Source organism: Pseudoroseomonas cervicalis ATCC 49957 (assembly GCF_000164635.1).
GTDB classification, from domain to species: domain Bacteria; phylum Pseudomonadota; class Alphaproteobacteria; order Acetobacterales; family Acetobacteraceae; genus Pseudoroseomonas; species Pseudoroseomonas cervicalis.
Genome location: NZ_GG770990.1, coordinates 1 through 2,078 on the forward strand (window position 1 = coordinate 1; position 2,078 = coordinate 2,078).

At 74.5% G+C, this 2,078-nt stretch carries 3 protein-coding genes; 1 reads left to right on the forward strand and 2 read right to left on the reverse strand.

Translation table 11 applies throughout. From position 1 onward, the window contains the following. A partial coding sequence (locus HMPREF0731_RS21030) for a helix-turn-helix domain-containing protein (RefSeq protein ID WP_306302918.1) occupies nucleotides 1–376 on the forward strand: 376 nt, incomplete at its 5' end. Between the two features lie 71 nt (nucleotides 377–447). On the opposite strand, the gene mltA is transcribed toward HMPREF0731_RS21030, so the two are convergent. Together mltA and HMPREF0731_RS21040 are read right to left on the reverse strand one after the other, a co-directional pair. Continuing rightward, nucleotides 448–1,575: a murein transglycosylase A gene (mltA, locus tag HMPREF0731_RS21035; protein ID WP_007006257.1), complete on the reverse strand. Its 1,128-nt coding sequence runs from the start codon at nucleotides 1,573–1,575 to the stop codon at nucleotides 448–450. Between the two features lie 5 nt (nucleotides 1,576–1,580). Continuing rightward, on the reverse strand, nucleotides 1,581–2,078 hold a 498-nt coding region (locus HMPREF0731_RS21040; RefSeq protein ID WP_007006258.1), incomplete at its 5' end, for a Tim44/TimA family putative adaptor protein.

Below are 2,078 nucleotides of genomic sequence, written 5' to 3' on the forward strand. Positions count from 1 at the left end.
TGCGCCGCCGCCGCGCGCCGCGATGACCCCCTTCGGCGCCCGGCTGCGCGCGCTGCGCGAGGCGCGCGGCGTCACCCTCTCCGAGCTGGCGGCGGCGATGCATGTCTCGGCCGCCTATCTCTCGGCGCTGGAGCATGGGCGGCGCGGCCGGCCCTCGGCCGGGCTGGTGCATCAGGTGAACGAGTTCTTCGGCCTGATCTGGGACGATGCGGAGGAGATGGTGCGGCTGGCGCGGCTGTCGCATCCGCGGGTGGCGATCGACACCTCCGGCCTGTCGCCGGAGGCGACGGAGCTGGCCAATCTCCTGGCGGGGCGCATCCGCACCTTGCCGGAGGCGCGGGTGCGGCGGCTGCTGGAAATCCTCAAAGAAGGGTAGGGCCCCGGCCTTGAGGGGGCTTTGCCCCCTCAAACTCCCCCAGCAGGGGACAGGGTCCCCTGCACCCGCCATCAGGGCGCCGCCGGCTCCAGCACCGTCAGCGTGGCGCGGCCCTGCATCAAGCCCGCCGCCTCGCGCGCCGCATCGCCCCAGCCCCAGAACAGATCAGCCCGCGCCTCGCCCTTGATGGCGCCGCCCGTGTCCTGGGCGATCACCAGCCGGCGCAGGCGCTGGCCATCCACCGGATGCGCCACCTCGATCCAGACCGGGCGGCCAAGCAGGATATGCTCCCGATCCACCGCCAGCGAGCGCAACGGCGTCAGCGGCACCCCCAGCGAGCCGGTCGGCCCCTGCTCGGGCCGCGCCGGCACCTCGCGGAAGAAGACGTAGGAGGGGTTCTCGTCCATCAAAGCGCGGGCGCGCTCGGGCCCGGCCGCATGCAGCCAGGCCAGGATGGACTGCATGGAGACCTGGCCGCGCGGGATCTCGCCCCGCTCGGCCAGCAGCCGGCCGATCGGCACATAGGCGCGGCCATTGGCGGCGGCATAGCCCATGCGCCGCACCGTGCCATCCGGCAGCACCACCCGCCCGGACCCCTGGATCTGGAGGAAAAACTTGTCCGCCGCATCTTCCGCCCAGAGCAGGATCGGCGCGGGGCTCTCGCCGGCCTCGATGGCGGCGCGGTCGGGATAGGGCTCCAGCCGGCCGTCCCGCACCCGGCCGGCCACGCGGCGGCCGCGCAGCGACTCGGCGAAACGGCCGAGATCGGCCTCCACCAGATCCTCGGGCCGGCCACGCAGCGGGGCGCCCTGGCCATGGGCGGGCCGCTCCAGACGGCCGCGCAGCTCGGGCTCGAAATAGCCGGTCATCAGCCCCTCGCCGGCCAGGCGCGGGGTGAAGCGGCCATCGAAGAAGGCGCGGGCGGCGGCATCATCGCCCGCCGGGATCGCCTCGGCCTCGCCACACAGCGCCTCAGGCAGAGCGGCGGCGGGGCGGCGGCAGCCGGCGATGAAGACGGGCAGCGCCTCGGAAAGCCGGTCCTCGCCCCAGCCCGGCAGTTCGGCGGGGCGGCGCGGCGCGCTGGTGCAGGCGGTCAGCAGCGCCAGCAGGGACGCCGCCAGCAGCGCGCCGCCCCGGGCGCGGCCATGAAAAAGGCCAGGGGTGTCGCCACCCCTGGCCCGGTGCAGCCAGGATGCCATCCGGCTCAGGCGGCCTGGGTACCGACCAGCTTCCAGGTCGGGTCGCCGCTGCGCAGGTCGCGCTGGAAGGTCCAGACATCGGTCAGCTCGGTCACCGCCTCGGTGCCCGACACCGCCTCGCCCTGCGGGCCGGTGGTCAGGTTCACCTGATCGGAGACGATGCGCAGCGTGATGTCGGCCACGCTGCCGCGCAGGTCGGCGGCGTCGATCGCCATCTCGTGTACGCCATGGATCTCGGTGCGCTGGCGCTCGCCGGCCGATTCGCGGGCGGTGATCGCCTGCTCGAAGCCGGCATAGGTGTCCTCGGAGAGCAGGTCGCGCAGCGTCGCCCGGTCGCCGGCCGCGAAGGCGGTGACGATCATGCGGAAGGCGCCCTCGGCCCCGCCCAGGAAGGCATAGGGATCGAAGCCGGCATCCGCCTGGCGGATGCGCTGCAGCGCCTGGCCGACCGGGGTGCGCGGATCGGGCACCACCAGCCGCGGCGCGCCGGGCACCGGCACGGG

Excerpts from the sequence above, each read along its gene's own strand:
- mltA (WP_007006257.1), bottom strand. The coding sequence starts at position 1,575 with ATGGCATCCTGGCTGCACCGGGCCAGGGGTGGCGACACCCCTGGCCTT.